The sequence below is a fragment of the Agromyces albus genome, assembly GCF_004134825.1.
In the GTDB taxonomy this organism is placed as follows: Bacteria; Actinomycetota; Actinomycetes; order Actinomycetales; family Microbacteriaceae; genus Agromyces; species Agromyces albus.
On record NZ_SDPN01000026.1, the window covers coordinates 1 to 15,470 of the forward strand.

At 69.6% G+C, this 15,470-nt stretch carries 16 protein-coding genes and 1 rRNA gene; 16 read left to right on the top strand and 1 reads right to left on the bottom strand.

What is annotated here, in order from left to right:
• Positions 1-176: 176 nt before the first annotated feature.
• Positions 177-293: ribosomal RNA gene (gene rrf / locus ESP51_RS13375) — 5S ribosomal RNA — on the top strand.
• 231 nt (positions 294-524) lie between these two features.
• Here rrf and ESP51_RS13380 read toward each other — a convergent pair.
• The gene (locus ESP51_RS13380; RefSeq protein ID WP_129521399.1) at positions 525-1,388 is read right to left on the bottom strand and encodes a hypothetical protein; all 864 of its coding nucleotides are present in this window, start codon (positions 1,386-1,388) and stop codon (positions 525-527) included.
• Here ESP51_RS13380 and ESP51_RS13385 point away from each other — a divergent pair.
• From ESP51_RS13385 to cmk, 15 genes are all read left to right on the top strand, one after another.
• Entirely contained in the window at positions 1,329-2,243 is a 915-nt protein-coding gene (locus ESP51_RS13385) for a hypothetical protein (protein ID WP_129521400.1), read from the top strand. The genes ESP51_RS13380 and ESP51_RS13385 overlap by 60 nt on opposite strands.
• Complete coding sequence (locus tag ESP51_RS13390) at positions 2,218-3,249, top strand: HAD-IIA family hydrolase (protein ID WP_129521401.1); 1,032 nt, start codon at positions 2,218-2,220, stop codon at positions 3,247-3,249. The genes ESP51_RS13385 and ESP51_RS13390 overlap by 26 nt, the downstream gene beginning before the upstream one ends.
• A gap of 82 nt (positions 3,250-3,331) precedes the next feature.
• Positions 3,332-3,577 (top strand): hypothetical protein, encoded by a 246-nt coding sequence (locus ESP51_RS13395; RefSeq protein ID WP_129521402.1) that lies wholly within the window; start codon positions 3,332-3,334, stop codon positions 3,575-3,577.
• Positions 3,578-3,580: 3 nt separating this feature from the next.
• Positions 3,581-4,390 carry a TlyA family RNA methyltransferase gene (locus ESP51_RS13400; protein WP_129521403.1) on the top strand — a complete coding sequence of 270 codons (810 nt, stop codon included), beginning with the start codon at positions 3,581-3,583 and terminating at the stop codon, positions 4,388-4,390.
• The gene (locus ESP51_RS13405; protein WP_129521404.1) at positions 4,345-5,301 is read left to right on the top strand and encodes an NAD kinase; all 957 of its coding nucleotides are present in this window, start codon (positions 4,345-4,347) and stop codon (positions 5,299-5,301) included. Before ESP51_RS13400 ends, ESP51_RS13405 begins: the two co-directional genes overlap by 46 nt.
• 8 nt (positions 5,302-5,309) lie before the next feature.
• On the top strand, positions 5,310-7,010 hold the full coding sequence (gene recN / locus ESP51_RS13410; RefSeq protein WP_129521405.1) for a DNA repair protein RecN: 1,701 nt from the start codon (positions 5,310-5,312) through the stop codon (positions 7,008-7,010).
• Positions 7,011-7,130: 120 nt separating this feature from the next.
• Complete coding sequence (locus tag ESP51_RS13415) at positions 7,131-8,816, top strand: CTP synthase (RefSeq protein ID WP_129521440.1); 1,686 nt, start codon at positions 7,131-7,133, stop codon at positions 8,814-8,816.
• Positions 8,800-9,450: an NUDIX domain-containing protein gene (locus ESP51_RS13420; protein WP_129521406.1), complete on the top strand. Its 651-nt coding sequence runs from the start codon at positions 8,800-8,802 to the stop codon at positions 9,448-9,450. The genes ESP51_RS13415 and ESP51_RS13420 overlap by 17 nt, the downstream gene beginning before the upstream one ends.
• The gene (gene xerD / locus ESP51_RS13425; protein WP_129521441.1) at positions 9,447-10,352 is read left to right on the top strand and encodes a site-specific tyrosine recombinase XerD; all 906 of its coding nucleotides are present in this window, start codon (positions 9,447-9,449) and stop codon (positions 10,350-10,352) included. Before ESP51_RS13420 ends, xerD begins: the two co-directional genes overlap by 4 nt.
• A gap of 40 nt (positions 10,353-10,392) precedes the next feature.
• Complete coding sequence (locus tag ESP51_RS13430; RefSeq protein ID WP_129521407.1) at positions 10,393-11,280, top strand: ParA family protein; 888 nt, start codon at positions 10,393-10,395, stop codon at positions 11,278-11,280.
• Positions 11,281-11,305: 25 nt separating this feature from the next.
• On the top strand, positions 11,306-12,136 hold the full coding sequence (locus ESP51_RS13435; protein WP_129521408.1) for a segregation and condensation protein A: 831 nt from the start codon (positions 11,306-11,308) through the stop codon (positions 12,134-12,136).
• Positions 12,126-12,833, top strand: coding sequence for an SMC-Scp complex subunit ScpB (scpB, locus tag ESP51_RS13440; protein WP_129521409.1), 708 nt, complete (start codon positions 12,126-12,128; stop codon positions 12,831-12,833). Before ESP51_RS13435 ends, scpB begins: the two co-directional genes overlap by 11 nt.
• On the top strand, positions 12,826-13,698 hold the full coding sequence (locus tag ESP51_RS13445; RefSeq protein WP_422386850.1) for a pseudouridine synthase: 873 nt from the start codon (positions 12,826-12,828) through the stop codon (positions 13,696-13,698). Before scpB ends, ESP51_RS13445 begins: the two co-directional genes overlap by 8 nt.
• Entirely contained in the window at positions 13,680-14,762 is a 1,083-nt protein-coding gene (locus ESP51_RS13450) for a prephenate dehydrogenase (protein WP_164990517.1), read from the top strand. Before ESP51_RS13445 ends, ESP51_RS13450 begins: the two co-directional genes overlap by 19 nt.
• Positions 14,759-15,451, top strand: coding sequence for a (d)CMP kinase (gene cmk / locus ESP51_RS13455; protein WP_241843162.1), 693 nt, complete (start codon positions 14,759-14,761; stop codon positions 15,449-15,451). The genes ESP51_RS13450 and cmk overlap by 4 nt, the downstream gene beginning before the upstream one ends.
• Positions 15,452-15,470 lie beyond the last annotated feature (19 nt).

The window sequence follows — 15,470 nt, forward strand, 5'->3', positions numbered from 1 at the left end:
AAGATTGCTCGCGTCCACTCTGTGGTTCCCTTCAGACGGAAACAGACCACAACATAACTCAACACAGCACCACCCTGCCCACACCCGAAAACGACCCCCGGTCGTTTCCCGGTTGTCGGGCGGGTCACCGAGACCACACACCCCACCACCACGTTGGCAGCGGGTGTGGCTAGAGTTTCGGCGGCCATAGCGCGAGGGAAACGCCCGGACACATTCCGAACCCGGAAGCTAAGACTCGCAGCGCCGATGGTACTGCAGGGGCGACCCTGTGGGAGAGTAGGACACCGCCGGACAATCATTAAGTGGAATGGCCACCCGAAGACGGGTGGCCATTCTGCGTTAAGGCCGGTATCCGATGTCGGCCGAGTACGGTTGAGTTCGACGAGAACTCCACATACGACAGGACAATCGTGAGCGATTCCAGGCATGACTCGGGGGACCAGGAGCGTCCGAAGCGATCCGAGCGACCGCACGGCGCTGGCGGTGGTGCAGCAGGGCGGACCGGCGGCCCAGCGAAGCGGCCCTCAACGGATCGCGGCGACAAGCGCCCGTACGGTGACCGCGACGCGAAGCGTCCCGCGACGGACCGTGGTGAGAAGCGTCCGCCGTACGGTGACCGCGACGCGAAGCGTCCGTATGACCGCGATGCGAAGCGTCCGTACGGCGACCGCGACGCGAAGCGTCCCGCGACGGACCGTGGTGAGAAGCGTCCGCCCTATGGTGACCGTGACGCAAAGCGTCCGCCGTACGGTGACCGTGACGCAAAGCGTCCCTATGACCGTGATGCGAAGCGTCCATTCGGTGACCGTGATGCAAAGCGTCCGTCCACGGAACGTGGCGAGAAGCGCCCCTACGGTGACCGGGATGCGAAGCGTCCGTCGACGTATGGTGACCGGGACGCGAAGCGTCCGGCATATGGTGACCGTGATGCGAAGCGTCCTTTCGACCGTGACGCGAAGCGCCCGTCGATCGATCGTGGCGAGAAGCGTTCGTACGGTGATCGTGATGCGAAGCGTCCGGCGTATGGGGACCGTGATGCGAAGCGCCCGTATGGTGACCGCGACGCGAAGCGTCCATACGGGGACCGCGATGCGAAGCGTCCCTACGGCGGCGCAGGCCGGTCCGACGACCGTCGTGGCGGTGCAGGCGGTCGCCCCGATGCGCGGGGCGGACATCGCGACGAGCCGCGCGAGACGTTCGGAGCCAGCGACCTCGCGATCCGTCCGCGTCACGATGCGCCCGAGATCCCCGAACGCATCGAAGCGCGCGACCTCGACAAGAGCGCGCGTGGCGAGCTGCGCACGCTGAGCAAGGAGAACGCGGATTGGGTGGCACGCCATCTCGTCGCGGCATCTGAACTCCTCGAAGACGACCCCGAGCTCGCCCACGAGCACGCGCTCTCAGCCGGCCGTCGGGCCGGTCGTATCGCCGTCGTGCGCGAGACGCTCGCGATCACGGCGTACGCGACGGGTGACTTCGCACTCGCGCTGCGTGAACTGCGCACGTACCGCCGGATCTCCGGCAAGAACGACCAGTTGCCGCTCATGGTCGACAGCGAACGCGGCGTCGGTCGCCCCGACCGCGCGCTCGAGGTCGGACGTGCCGTCGATCGTGCCGAGCTCGCGCCTGCGGTGCAGGTGGGCCTCGCCATCGCGATGTCGGGCGCGCGCCTCGACCTCGGCCAGCCTGAACTCGCGCTGGCCGAACTCGAGATCCCGCAGCTCGAACCCGATCGCGCCTTCTCATACAGCCCGGCGCTGTTCTCCGCGTACGCGGAGGTGCTCGAAGAGCTCGGCCGGAAGGCGGATGCCGCGACGTGGCGCGCCCGCGCCGAACGCGCAGAGGCGGCGCTCGGCGGGCCCGCTGAATCCGAGGTGTTCGAGATCTTCGAGGTCGAACTCGAGGACGAGGACGAGGTGCCGACGACGACAGCTCCTGCGGATTCACGCGACGAGTCGATCGAAGCCGACGAGCCCGCTGAAGCCGACGAGACCGAGGCGGGCGTGACCGACGACGCCGACGTCAGTATCGAGGCTGAAGTGCCCGACGACGCCGAGTCGGAGGCCGGCGAGCGGGCGAGGCCCGACGACACGGTCGACGACGACGGGGACGACTTCGATCCCGGTGCCGTGCTCGAGGACGATGTCGCCGCGGTGCTCGCCGAGGGTGCAGAACTCGACGCCGCCGGAGGCGCCGACGACACGGAGGGTGCGCCCGATGGGCCTGTTCGGAACGAGGACTGACGCGGCGACCCCGCTCGACGGGGTCGATGCCGTGTTCGCCGACCTCGACGGCGTCGTCTATGCGGGCGCCCACGCGATTCCGTACGCGGTCGACAGCCTCAATCTCACCAAGAGCGAGCGGGCCGTCGGGTACATCACGAACAACGCCTCGCGAAGCGATGCATCCGTCGCCCTTCATCTCGCGGAGCTGGGACTCGACGTCGTGCCGACCGACGTCGTCACGTCGCCGCAAGCGGCCATGACCCTGCTCGACGAGCACGTCTCGCCGGGAGCGCTCGTGCTCGTGGTGGGCGGCGAGGGCATCGTCACTGAGCTCGGCAAGCGCGGTTATCGCGTGACGCGATCCGCGGATGACGCGCCAGACGCCGTCGTGCAGGGCTTCGCTCCCGAGGTCGGCTGGCGCGAGCTCGCCGAGGCGGCGTTCGCGCTGAACGCGCACGGCGGACCGGATGTCACGGGCGGTATCCCGTGGATCGCGACGAACATGGACTGGACCATCCCCGTGGCCCGTGGCATCGCCCCGGGCAACGGCACCCTGGTCTCGGCGGTGCACACCGCCGTCGGGCGGTTCCCGCTCGTCGCCGGCAAGCCCGAGACACCGATCTTCGAGGAGGCACGCCGCCGCTTCGCGAGCGAACGCCCGCTCGTCGTCGGCGATCGCCTCGACACCGACATTCTGGGCGCGAACCGCGCCGGCATGACGAGCGCGGTGGTGCTCACCGGCATCGACCGCGCGAAACAACTGCTCGCAGCGGATGCCTCGAGCCGCCCAGACTTCATCCTCGCCGACCTGCGCGGGCTGCACGAGCCCTATCCGGCAGCCGAGCAGGTGCGCGACGGCGCCATCCGCGTCGGCGGTGCGCGCGTGCGCCTCGACGGCAGGCGTGTCGTGATCGCGGACGAGGGGGACGGTGGACTCGATCTCCTCCGTGCCGCCTGCACTGCCATCTGGCAGTCGGGCATCGCCATCCACGCCCTCGACGTGCCGCCGCGGTTGTACGCCTGAGCAGCGACCGGCGCGCGAGGTTTCCGCAGCCCATCGTCGCGACGAGGGCGACGTGTCGCCGACGCACGGTAGCGTTGAACAGGTGAGCACTGACGAGCCGATCCGCGACGACGAGCCTGGCGAGCTCGAAACGGGCGATTCCGCTTCATCGTCGGCGGCGGCGCACGCAGCGGCATCCGACGAGACGACTGCCGCTCTCAGCGACATCGAGGCGCTTCCGCTCGCCGAGCGCGCACCCGGCTACCAGGCGCTCGCCGACCGGCTTCGCATCGAGCTCGAGCAGTCCGACCCGTCGCGACCGTCCGATTCGTCGCGTCACACCGGCTGAGACATGGTCGAACAGCGACTCGACGCCGCCCTCGCCGCTCGCGGACTCGCACGCTCCCGCACCCACGCTGCTTCGCTCATCGACGCCGGGCTTGTGACGGTCAACGGCCGGCCCGCCGTGAAGGCAGCGCTGAAGGTGTCTGACGATGCGCGACTCGAGGTCGCGACATCCGATCACTATGTCAGCCGGGCCGCGCACAAGCTCATCGCCGCGCTCGACGGATTCGACGTGTCGCCCGCCGGCCGCGTGGTGCTCGACGCGGGCGCCTCGACCGGCGGATTCAGCCAGGTGCTGCTCGAGCGCGGTGCGCGCACCGTGCTCGCGGTCGACGTCGGTCACGGCCAGCTCGCTCCCGAGCTGCTTGATGCGCCGGGCCTCGTGCTCGTCGAAGGCTGCAACGTGCGCAATCTCGACGCCGCTTCGCTCGCGGAGCTGACCGGGGTCGCAGAGCAGCCCACGCTCGTGGCGGCCGACCTGTCGTTCATCTCTCTGACGACGGTGTTGCCTGCGTTGCGGGCGACCGCGGCTCCGGCATCCGATTTCGTGCTCCTCGTGAAACCCCAGTTCGAAGTGGGTCGCGGGGGAGTGCGGGAAGGCGTGGTGCGCGACGCGGCGCTGCGTTCGGAGGCGATCGCGAACGTGCTGTGGGCGGCGTTCGACCTGGGCCTCGGCACGGTCGGAATCTTGTCCTCCCCAATCGCGGGCGCCCACGGCAATCGTGAGTACCTCGTGCATCTCAGCGCCGACGAGGGTGTGAATCCGACAGAATGGATGCGTCGGGTGGAGCAGCTGGCAGGAGGAACGAACGCGTGAATGACGCACGGCACTTCCTCGTGGTCTCCCACACCGGCCGTCAGGCAGCGCTCGAAGCGACGGGTGAGGTGTGCACTCAGCTCCTCGCAGCAGGCGCCGTGCCGGTCATCGCGGCCGAGCACTGGGAAGACGTGCACTCGTTCGTGCCCGAGCTGAACGGCGCCGTGAAGCGGTTCGAAGAGGTCGATCCCGCCCAGATCGAACTCGTCATCGTGCTCGGCGGCGACGGCACGATCCTCCGCGGCGCGGAGTTGATGCGCGATTACCCGGTGGCCCTGCTCGGAGTGAACCTCGGCCACGTCGGCTTCCTCGCCGAGAGCGAGCGCGACGACCTCGGCTATACGGTCGCCCGGGCGCTCGCACGTGACTACACGGTCGAAGAGCGGATGACGCTCTCGGTGCGAGCCAAGGTCGGCAATGAGGTGGTCTACGAGAGCTGGGCGCTCAACGAGGTGACCGTCGAGAAGGCCGAACGCGAGCGGATGCTCGAGGTGGTCATCGAGGTCGACCGCCGGCCGCTCTCCACCTTCGGGTGCGATGGCGTGGTCATGTCGACACCCACGGGCTCCACGGCGTACTCGTTCTCTGCGGGCGGCCCTGTCGTGTGGCCGAGCCTCGAAGCGCTCCTCCTCGTGCCGCTGAGCGCGCATGCACTCTTCGCCCGACCTCTCGTCGTCGGCCCCGAATCATCGCTCGCTGTCGAGATCCTGCAGCGCACCGAGGCCTCCGCGGTGATCTGGTGCGACGGTCGGCGCTCGTTCAACCTGCCGCCCGGAGCCCGGGTCATCGTGCGCAAGTCGCCGGTTCCCGTGCGACTCGCTCGGCTCCACGAAGCACCGTTCACCGATCGGCTCGTGAACAAGTTCCAGCTCCCGGTGACCGGGTGGCGAGGACCGGTGGGCCGTGATTGAAGGCTGTCATGATTGAGGAACTCGGCATCCGCGATCTCGGCGTGATCGCCGAGGCGACCCTGCCGCTCGGGCCCGGTTTCACCGCCGTCACGGGTGAGACCGGCGCCGGAAAGACGATGGTGGTCACCGCGCTGGGCCTGTTGCTCGGTTCCAGGGCCGACGCGGGTGCGGTGCGCTCCGGTGCGAAGCAGGCCTGGGTCGAGGGACGCTGGCTCGTCTCCGACGACGGGGCGATCGCCGAGCGCGTCGCCGAGACCGGCGGCGAGATCGAGGCCGGCGAGCTCCTGCTCGGCCGGTCGGTCTCAGCCGAGGGACGCAGCCGCGCGGTCGTCGGCGGCCGCAGTGCACCCGTCGGGGTGCTGGGCGAGTTGGGCGACCAACTCGTCGTCGTCCACGGCCAAGCCGACCAGCAGCGACTCCGATCGGCGGTGGCGCAGCGCGAAGCGCTCGATCGCTTCGCCGGACCCGAGCTCCAGGTCGTCCTCGACGAGTACCGAACCGTCTTCACCAAGTGGAGAACCGATGCGGCCGAGCTCGTCAGGCTCCGCGAGGCGCACGATGCCCGAGCCCGCGAGGCCGACGAGCTGCGCGCGGCGCTCGACGAGGTCGAAGCCGCCGACCCGCAGCCGGGCGAAGACGCCGAACTGCAGGAGCGCGCCGACCGCCTCTCGAATCTCGAAGACCTCCGCTTGGCGGCGGTGCAATCGCGCACCCTGATCTCGGCCGACGAGCTGATCGACGACGCCCCCGACGCGGTGGCGCTCATCGACGGCGCACGCCGTCACCTCGAGCGCGTCGTCGCCCACGACGCCACGCTCGCACCGATCGCCGAGGCCCTGAAGAGCGCCGGCTTCCTCCTTGCCGATGCCGCCGTCGAGCTCTCGGGCTACCTCACCGGACTCGACGCCGACGGCGCGCGAGAGCTCGAGATCGTGCAGGAGCGGCGCGCGGTGCTCGGCGGCCTCATCCGGCGGCACGGCGGCACGCTCGACGACGTGCTCGAGTTCCGGAGCGCGGGCGGGCTGCGACTGCTCGAGCTCGAGGGCGACGATGAGCGCATCGCCGAGCTCGAGGCATCCGTCGTCGAGCTCGAGGCCGAGGTCGATCGGTGCGCGAGCCGGCTCACCGAGCTGCGCAGTGCAGCTGCCAGCACGCTCGCTGCGGCCGTCACCGCCGAACTGGGCGCCCTTGCGATGCCCGACGCGTCGCTCTCCGTCACGGTCGAGCCGACGCTCGAGCCGGCTGCACACGGCCGCGACAACGTGGCGATCCTGCTCAGCCCCCACCCCGGCGCAGAGCCGAGGCCCGTCTCGCGCGGTGCATCCGGAGGCGAGCTCTCGCGCGTCATGCTCGCGATCGAGGTCGTCATCGGCGGCACCGATCCCGTGCCCACGTTCGTCTTCGACGAGGTCGACGCCGGCGTCGGCGGCGCAGCCGCGATCGAGATCGGACGGCGCCTCGCACGACTCGCCGAGCGATCACAGGTGATCGTCGTGACCCACCTCGCCCAAGTCGCGGCATTCGCGACGAACCACTTGAGCGTGGTGAAGGGCACCGACGGGCGGGTCACGTCGTCGAGCGTGCGCCAGCTCGGCGGCGCCGAGCGCGAGGCGGAGATGGCGAGACTGCTTTCGGGACTCGCCGACTCGGCGAGCGGACTCGCGCACGCCCGTGAACTCCTGGAGATCGCCGCCGTTCGCGTGGCATGAGATGTGCGGCCGAGCGCCGTTCGAACACGGGGTCGGGAGTCGATCCCGAGCAGACAGGGGGAGCGAGTGGGGCATGTCGTGCGGAACGATCGAGAACGTCGGTTAGACTATAAGCCCGTGGTGGATCAACGCGGCAGAGACAATTCGAACGACACGACCAAGCACATCTTTGTGACGGGTGGTGTCGTTTCTTCGTTGGGCAAGGGTCTCACGGCCGCAAGCCTGGGCAATCTCCTGACGGCCCGCGGATTGCGGGTCGTCATGCAGAAACTCGACCCGTATCTCAACGTCGATCCGGGCACGATGAACCCGTTCCAGCACGGCGAGGTCTTCGTGACCGACGACGGCGCCGAGACCGACCTCGACATCGGGCACTACGAGCGCTTCCTCGACATCAACCTCAGCCAGGCGGCGAACGTGACCACCGGCCAGATCTACTCGACCGTGATCGCCAAGGAGCGCCGCGGCGAATACCTCGGCGACACCGTGCAGGTCATTCCGCACATCACCGACGAGATCAAGCGCCGCATGCGCCTGCAGGCCGCTGAGACGCCGAAGCCCGACGTCATCATCACCGAGATCGGCGGCACCGTCGGTGACATCGAATCGCAGCCGTTCATCGAGTCGGCCCGCCAGGTGCGCCATGAGCTCGGCCGCAAGAACGTGTTCTTCGTGCACGTCTCGCTCGTGCCCTACATGGGTGCGTCGGGCGAGCAGAAGACGAAGCCCACCCAGCACTCCGTCGCAGCGCTCCGCTCGATCGGCATCCAGCCCGACGCACTCGTGCTCCGCAGCGACCGGCCCGTGACCGACGCGAACAAGCGGAAGATCGCGCTCATGTGCGACGTCGACGAGGCCGCCGTCGTGAACGCGGTCGACGTGGCGAGCATCTACGACATCCCCACGATGCTCCACGAGCAGGGACTCGACGCCTACATCATCGAGTCGCTCGGACTCGAGGCCGACGACGTCGACTGGTCGGGCTGGAGTGAACTGCTCCGCGTCGTGCACGAGCCGAAGCACGAGGTCACGATCGGTCTCGTCGGCAAGTACATCGACCTGCCCGACGCCTACCTCTCGGTCACCGAGGCGTTGCGTGCCGGCGGCTTCGCGAACGACACCAAGGTCAACCTCGAGTGGATCCCCTCCGACGAGTGCCAGACGCCCGAAGGCGCCCAGAAGCACCTCGCCCACCTCGACGGCATCTGCGTGCCCGGCGGGTTCGGCGTGCGCGGCATCGAGGGCAAGCTCGGCGCGCTGCGCTTCGCCCGTGAGAACGGCCTTCCGGCGCTCGGCCTCTGCCTCGGCCTGCAGTGCATGGTCATCGAGTACTCCCGCAACGTCGTCGGGCTCCCCGGCGCCTCGTCGAGCGAGTTCGATCCCGACACGCAGTTCCCCGTCATCGCGACGATGGAGGAGCAGGTCGAGATCATCGCCGGCGGCGACCTCGGCGGCACGATGCGCCTCGGGCTCTACCCGGCGAAGCTCACCGAGGGCTCCCTCGCCGCCGAGCTCTACGGTTCGTCGGAGGTCTCCGAGCGGCACCGGCACCGCTACGAGGTCAACAACTCCTTCCGCGACCGTATCGCGGAGGCAGGCCTCGAGTTCTCGGGCATGTCGCCCGACCGGCATCTCGTCGAGTTCGTCGAGCTTCCCCGCGACGTGCACCCGTTCTACGTCGGCACGCAGGCCCATCCCGAGCTCCGCAGCCGGCCGAACGACCCGCACCCGCTTTTCCGCGGACTCGTCGGCGCGGCGCTCGAGCGCCAGCGCGCGAGCCTCCTGTTCGATGTCAACCGTGGCTGAGCCGCTCGCCGACGAACCGGTCGACGTGCCCGTGCTCGACAGCGAGCGGGTGTTCGACGGGCGCGTCTGGGACATCCGCCGTGACGCGTTCGAGCTCGGCGGCGCACGCATCGAGCGCGAGTACGTCGATCACCCCGGCGCGGTCGCGGTGCTCGCGCTCGACGACGACGATCGCGCGTTCCTCATCAAGCAGTACCGGCACCCGGTGCGCACTCGCGACTGGGAGATCCCCGCGGGGCTGCTCGATGTTCACGGGGAGGATCCGCTCGCCGCGGCGAAGCGCGAGCTCGCCGAGGAGGCCGACCTCGAGGCATCCGAGTGGGCCGTGCTCGTCGACTTCTTCACGTCGCCGGGCGGCAGCGATGAGGCGATCCGCATCTACCTCGCACGCGGCCTCACCGCGACCGCCGACGTCTTCGCCCGCGAAGACGAGGAGGCCGACATGGAGATCCGCTGGGTGCCACTCGACGAGTGCGTCGATGCCGTGCTCGCGCGTCGCCTGCAGAACCCGTCGCTCGCGATCGGGGTGCTCGCCGCGCACACCGCGCGAACCCGCGCATGGCAGAGCCTCGGTCCCGCGGATGCCGCGTGGCCGGGCCGATCGACCCCGCGGCGGGAGCCCGCAGCGCCATGACCCCGGCGACGCCGGTCGACGTGTACCTGCGGCACCTCGCCGTGGAACGCGGCCTCGCGCGCAACACCATCACCTCCTACCGGCGTGACCTCGCAATCTACGCCGAGTGGCTGCTCGCCCGCGGCCTCGACGGCCCGGGCGCCGCGACCGAGCAGGACCTCGCCGACTTCGTGCGCTTCCTCGGGTCTGAGCGCGTGCCGCCGCTCGCGACGTCGTCGATCGCGCGAGTGCTCTCGGCCGTGCGGGGCCTGCACCGCTTTCTCACCGAAGAGGGGACGATCCCCACGGATGTCTCGCGCGACCTGCGCCCGCCGAAGCTGCCCATGCGGCTGCCCAAGGCCATCCCGATCGAAGACGTCGAGGCGCTCATCGCCGCGGCCGGCGGCGAGGAGGTCGCGGAGCTGCGCGACACGGCCCTGCTCGAGCTGCTCTACGCCACCGGTGCACGCGTCTCCGAAGCCGTGTCGCTGAACGTCGACGACCTCGTCGACGACGAGGTGATCCGCCTCTTCGGCAAGGGCGGCAAGCAGCGCATCGTGCCCCTCGGCAGCTACGCCCGGCGCGCCGTCGACGCGTACCTCGTGCGGGCGCGCCCGCTGCTCTCGATGCGCGGCACCTCCACGCCCGCGCTCTTCCTGGGGCTTCGCGGGAGGCGGATGTCGCGACAGTCCGCCTGGTCGTCGATCCACCGTGCCGCCGAGCGGGCCGGACTCGCGGCATCCGTCTCCCCGCACACCCTGCGGCACTCGTTCGCGACGCATCTGCTCGAGGGCGGCGCCGACGTGCGCGTCGTGCAGGAGCTGCTCGGCCACTCGTCGGTGGCGACCACGCAGATCTACACGCTCGTCACAGCTGACACACTCCGGGAGATGTACACGGCGGCCCACCCCCGTGCTCGCTAGAATCGACCAAGCACACGCCCGACCAGGAGAGAGACGACACGTGACGTACCAGACGCACGATCCAGCGGACGGAATCGCTTCGCTGGAGCCGGAGCTCGGTCCCACGGGTCGCACCCACCGCGATTTCCCCGAGCCCGCGCCGCTCACCTCGCACGGGCCCGCTCGCATCATCGCCCTCTGCAACCAGAAGGGCGGCGTCGGCAAGACGACGACGACCATCAACCTCGGCGCCACGCTCGCCGAGGCCGGCCGCCGGGTGCTCGCGGTCGACTTCGACCCGCAGGGCGCGCTCTCGGCGGGTCTCGGCGTGCCGACGCACGACGTGCCCACGATCTACGACCTGCTGCTGTCGCGAAAGTTCGAACCGGCTGACGCGATCCAGCAGACCGGCACCGCGAACCTCGACGTGATCCCCGCGAACATCGACCTCTCGGCCGCTGAAGTGCATCTCGTCAACGAGGTCGCTCGAGAGCAGATCCTCGCGGGGGTGCTGCGCCGCGTCGCCTCCGACTACGACGTCATCCTCATCGACTGCCAGCCCTCGCTCGGCCTGCTCACCGTCAACGCGCTCACCGCGAGCCACGGCGTCGTCATCCCGCTCGAGTGCGAGTACTTCGCCCTGCGCGGCGTGGCGCTGCTCATCGAGACCATCGACAAGGTGCGCGACCGGCTGAACCCCGCGATCGAGCTCGACGGCATCCTCGCGACGATGTACGACGCACGCACGCTGCACTCGCGTGAGGTGCTCGAGCGGGTCGTCGACGCCTTCGGCGAGCAAGTGCTCGAGACCGTCATCACGCGCACCGTGAAGTTCCCCGACGCCACGGTCGCCGCGACCCCAATCACCGAGTTCGCCCCCGAGCACCAGGCGTCGAAGGCGTACCGGCAGCTCGCCAGGGAGCTGGTCTTCCGTGGCGCGGTCGCCTGAGGCGGCTTCGGCTTCCGAACAACGCGTGCCCGGCGCGACGGGGCCCGGAGAAGTTGGCGCGGCCGAGGCATCCGACGCGGGATTCCGGGTCGCCCTCTCGAACTTCGAGGGTCCGTTCGACCTGTTGCTCTCGCTCATCGCGAAGCATGAGCTCGACATCACCGAGGTCTCGCTCTCGGCCGTGACCGACGAGTTCATCTCCTACTTGCGCGGTGTCGACTCCGAGGAGGAGCTCGACCGCGCGTCGGAGTTCCTCGTGGTCGCGGCGACCCTGCTCGACCTGAAGGTCGCCGGGCTGCTGCCGCAAGGCGAACTCGTCGACGCCGAAGACGTCGCACTCCTCGAGGCCCGCGACCTGCTCTTCGCCCGCCTGCTCCAGTACCGTGCCTTCAAGGAGGTGGCGCGCTGGTTCTCCACGCACCTCGAAGCCGAGTCGTCGAGGCATCCCCGCAACGTGCGGCTCGAGGAACAATTCCGCCAGCGTTCGCCCGAGCTCGTCTGGACGCTGAGCGCAGAGGACTTCGCAGCGCTCGCCACCCTCGCGCTCACGCCGAGGGAGATCCCCGTCGTCGGCCTCGACCACTTGCACGCGCCGCTCGTGTCGATCCGCGAGCAAGCGGCCCATGTCGTGTCGATCTTGCGGCGCGGCGACCCCGTGACCTTCCGGGAGCTCATCGCGGGGGTCGGGCAGCCGGGCGTCGTCGTGGCGCGGTTCCTTGCGGTGCTCGAGCTCTACCGTCACGCGGCCATCGGCTTCGAGCAGATCGAGCCGCTCGGCGAACTGACCCTGCGGTGGGCTGCGGAGACCTGGACCGATGACAACCTCGAAAGCCTTGGAGCGGATTATGACGAGTGAGACGGATGCCGCGACCGAGGTCGATGGCGTGCGCGGTGTCGCCGAGAGCGACGGACCCGAGTTCTCCATCTCGACGCCGCTCGACGTGCCCGGCCAGCCGCAGCTCGACATCGATCGGGCGCTCGAGGCGATCCTGTTCATCGCCGACGAGCCGCAGGGCGTCGTGCACCTCGCGGCGGCCGTCGCGCGTCCCGTGGCGGAGGTGCGCGCCGCGATCGCGCGGCTTCGTGCCGACTACGACGGCACCGCGACGTCGGGGGAGCCGCGCACCGACGTCGCCGCCGAAGAGACGACGGCTCGCGGCATCCGTCGCGGCTTCGAACTTCGCGAGGTGGGCGGCGGCTGGCGCTTCTACGTGCGCGCCGACTACGACGCGCTCGTCGCCGATTTCGTGCTCACCCAGTCGTCGACGCGTCTCTCGCAAGCGGCGCTCGAGACCCTCTCGGTGATCGCGTACAAGCAGCCCATCTCGCGGTCGTCGATCGCCTCGATCCGCGCAGTGAACGTCGACTCCGTCGTGCGCACCCTGCTTGGTCGCGGCCTCGTCACCGAGGTGTCGAGCGACCCCGAGACCGGCGCGATCCTCTATGGCACCACCGACCTGCTGCTCACCAACCTCGGCATCAACTCGCTCGACGAGCTGCCGCACATCTCGCCGTTGCTCGACGACGGCCAGGAAGGATTCGATCTTGACTGACGCACCCGACACGGGCACGAGCCCGGGCGCTGATGCACCCGACAAGGGCACGAGCCCGGGCGCTGATGCACCCGAGGGCGTCCGCCTGCAGAAGGTGCTCGCCGCCGCGGGAGTCGCCTCGCGCCGCGTCTCCGAAGAGCTCATCGTCGCGGGGCGCGTGCAGGTGAACGGCCGCATCGTCACCGAGCTCGGCAACCGCATCGACCCGACCACCGACCTGGTCGCCGTCGACGGGGTGGCCGTGCAGCTCGACGCGGCGAAGCGCTACTACATGCTCAACAAGCCGCGCGGCGTCGTCTCGACGATGCGCGACGAACAGGGTCGTCCCGACCTCACGCAGTTCACCGCCGACCTCGAGGACCGCGTGTTCAACGTGGGCCGCCTCGACGCCGAGACGAGCGGCCTGCTCATCCTCACGAACGACGGCGAGCTCGCGCACGTGCTCGCCCATCCCTCGTTCGGGGTCTCGAAGACCTACATCGCCAAGGTGCGCGGCCGGGTGACGCCCCAAGTCATCCAGCAGCTGAAGAACGGCATCGAGCTCGACGACGGATTCATCAAGGCCGACCGCGCACGCATCCTGCAGCAGCAGGGCGACGACCGCCACTCGATGGTCGAGCTCACGCTGCACTCGGGTCGCAACCGCATCGTGCGGCGCATGCTCGACGCCGTGGGGCATCCGGTCGTCGACCTCGTGCGACGCAGCTTCGGGCCGCTCAACCTCGGAACGCTGAAATCGGGCGCCATGCGCGAGTTGACTAAAGTGGAACTCGGCCAGTTGCTCACCATCTCTCGCGCCGCGGATGCTGGCCAGAAGGGCAGCGACGGCCCGGGAGAAGGAGAGTCGTGGCCGAATCACGCCTGATCGGGCCGGTGCGCGTCGTCGGCGTCGGTCTGCTCGGTGCGAGCATCGGCCTGGGGCTCCGCGCCAAGGGAATCGACGTCATCCTCGCCGACGCGTCGCCCACGCATCTCGCGATCGCGATCGACTACGGGGCCGGGCGCGCCGCCCTGCCCGGCGACCGGCCGCAGCTCGTGGTCGTGTGCGTGCCGCCCGACGTCACGGCTGACGTCGTCGCAGCCGAGCTCGAGGCATACCCCGAGGCGATCGTCACGGATGTCGCGAGCGTGAAGCTCGCCGTCTACGACGACCTCGCAGCGCGCGGCGCCGACCTCTCCCGCTACATCGGTACGCACCCGATGGCCGGCCGCGAACGCGGCGGGCCCATGTCGGGACGCGCCGACCTCTTCGTCGGGCGACCCTGGGTCGTCGCGGCGCACGGCGGCATGTCGTACCAAGACGGCTCGGCGATCGACGATCTCATCCTCGATCTCGGCGCCACGCTCGTCGAGCTCACGCCCGAGCAGCACGACCGGGCGGTCGCGCTCATCTCGCACGTGCCGCAAGTGGTGTCGAGCCTCATGGCACGCCGCCTCATCGACGCGCCGCACTCCTCGGTGAACCTCGCTGGGCAGGGCCTTCGCGACATCACGCGCGTCGCGGCGAGCGATCCCGAGCTGTGGGTGCAGATCCTCGGGCAGAACGCGGCCCCGGTCGCCGACATCCTCCGCGGCTACCGCGACGACCTCGACCGCTTCATCGACGCGCTCGACAACATGGACGCCCCCGGCGCCCGCCGGCGCATCGCCGAGGAGCTCTTCGGCGGCAACACGGGCGTCGAGCGACTGCCGGGCAAGCACGGCGTCGACCACCGCTACGCGAGCCTCATCGTCATGGTCGAAGACCGCCCCGGGCAGCTCGCACGCCTTTTCAACGATGTCGGCGACGCCGGCGCGAACATCGAGGACTTGCGGCTCGAGCACTCGCCGGGAGCCCAGGTGGGCCTCGCCGAGATCTCCGTGCTTCCCGAGGTGCTCGAGCGCCTCACCGAAGAGCTGGCCGCACGCGGCTGGCGGATTGCAGGTTGAACGTGTCACCCGTCATCCCGTTCGTGGTCGCCGTCGACGGCCCCGCCGGCAGCGGCAAGTCGAGCATCTCGAAGGAGGTCGCGCGCCGGCTCGGGTTCGGCTTCCTCGACACGGGGGCGGCATATCGCGCGCTCGCGTGGCATGCGTTGGCGATCGGAGCCGATACGGATGACGCGGCATCCGTCATCTCATCGCTCTCGAGCTTCGACTACCGCATCGGAACCGACCCGGCGGGCTACGCCGTGCACGTCGGCGAGGTCGACGTGACGGAGGCGATTCGCGACCCCGCCATCTCGGCGGTCGTGAGCCGCGTGGCGCGGGTGCCCGAGGTACGGGCGCACCTCATCGAGCTCTTCAGGGCCAGCATGGCGACGACGCCCAAGCCCGGCATCGTGGTGGAGGGGCGGGACATCACCACGGTCGTCGCTCCCGATGCGCCCGTGCGGATTCTCCTTACCGCGTCGGAGGCGGTTAGAATAGCGAGGCGCTCCGCTGAGCTCGTCGGCCCATCGGCCGATACCGCGGGGGAGCAGCTGCGCAGGCGCGATCAGGCCGACTCGAAGGTCGTCGACTTCATGACCGCCGCCGAGGGAGTGACCACCGTCGATTCGACGGATCTCGACTTCGACCAGACCGTCGAGGCCGTGATCGGCGTCATCCGCACCGCGCAGCCGCAGATGGTCGAGTAGCCCACCGCAGGTGGCGGCC

Bases quoted from the DNA above. Each gene is read 5' to 3' on its own strand.
- ESP51_RS13390 (WP_129521401.1), top strand. From the start codon at position 2,218: ATGGGCCTGTTCGGAACGAGGACTGACGCGGCGACCCCGCTCGACGGG.
- ESP51_RS13400 (WP_129521403.1), top strand. From the start codon at position 3,581: ATGGTCGAACAGCGACTCGACGCCGCCCTCGCCGCTCGCGGACTCGCA.
- ESP51_RS13405 (WP_129521404.1), top strand. From the start codon at position 4,345: ATGGATGCGTCGGGTGGAGCAGCTGGCAGGAGGAACGAACGCGTGAAT.
- recN (WP_129521405.1), top strand. From the start codon at position 5,310: ATGATTGAGGAACTCGGCATCCGCGATCTCGGCGTGATCGCCGAGGCG.
- ESP51_RS13420 (WP_129521406.1), top strand. From the start codon at position 8,800: ATGTCAACCGTGGCTGAGCCGCTCGCCGACGAACCGGTCGACGTGCCC.
- xerD (WP_129521441.1), top strand. From the start codon at position 9,447: ATGACCCCGGCGACGCCGGTCGACGTGTACCTGCGGCACCTCGCCGTG.
- scpB (WP_129521409.1), top strand. From the start codon at position 12,126: ATGACGAGTGAGACGGATGCCGCGACCGAGGTCGATGGCGTGCGCGGT.